Below are 1,001 nucleotides of genomic sequence, written 5' to 3' on the forward strand. Positions count from 1 at the left end.
CGAAGACCGCCTCGGCGGCCACCAGGCCCGACTTCATGGCGGTGTGCAGGCCCTTGATCTTGGCGAAGTTGAGGGTGCCGGCGTCGCAGCCGATCAAGAGGCCCCCGGGGAAGGTCATCTTCGGCAGGCAGTTGAGGCCGCCCTTGGTGATGGCCCGGGCGCCGTAGGCGACCCGCTTGCCGCCGGCGAGGTGCTTGGCCAGCACCGGGTGGTGCTTCATGCGCTGGAACTCGTCGAAGGGGGAGAGCCAGGGATTCTCGTAGGAGAGGTCCATGATCAGCCCCACCACCACCTGGGAGTTCTCGGCGTGATAGAGGAACCAGCCGCCATGAGTATGCTTGTCCAGGGGCCAGCCGGAGCCGTGCAGCACCAGGCCGGGCTCGTGCTGGTCGGCGGGGATATCCCACAGCTCCTTGAGGCCGATGCCGTAGTGCTGGGGATCGCGGCCGGCGGCCAGGTCATACTGCTCGATCAGGCGCTTGCCGATATGGCCCCGGGCGCCCTCGGCGAAGAGGGTGTACTTGGCGCGCAGCTCCATGCCCGGCATATGGCCGTCCTTGGGCTGGCCATCGGCGCCCACGCCCATGTCGCCGATCAGGATGCCCTTGACCACGCCCTCCTCGACGATCGCCTCCTGGGCGGCGAAGCCGGGGAAGATCTCCACCCCCAGCCCCTCGGCCTGCTCGGCCAGCCAGCGGCACAGGTTGCCGGCGCTGATCACATAGCGGGGCATGTCGCCGCCGGTGTTATGCATCGACTTGGGCACCAGGGCATTGGGCAGCCTCAAAGCCTTGTCGGCATCCTTGAGCAGGTAGACCTCGTCGCGGGTCGCCGGGGTGGTCAGGGGCGCGCCGCGCTCCTCCCAGTCGGGGAAGAGCTCGGCCAGGGCGCGGGGCTCGAAGACCGCCCCGGAGAGGATATGGGCGCCCACCTCCGAGCCCTTCTCCACCACGCAGACCGTCAGCTCCTGGCCGGCCTCATTGGCCTGCTGCATCAGCCGA

1 protein-coding gene is annotated in these 1,001 nt (G+C 68.7%); it reads right to left on the bottom strand.

Annotated features, from left to right (window positions below; translation table 11 throughout):
• A partial coding sequence (locus HPA02_RS18095; RefSeq protein WP_146804601.1) for an NAD(P)/FAD-dependent oxidoreductase occupies nt 1-1,001 on the bottom strand: 1,001 nt, incomplete at both ends.

Source organism: Bisbaumannia pacifica (genome assembly GCF_007989625.1).
Lineage (GTDB): Bacteria > Pseudomonadota > Gammaproteobacteria > Pseudomonadales > Halomonadaceae > Bisbaumannia > Bisbaumannia pacifica.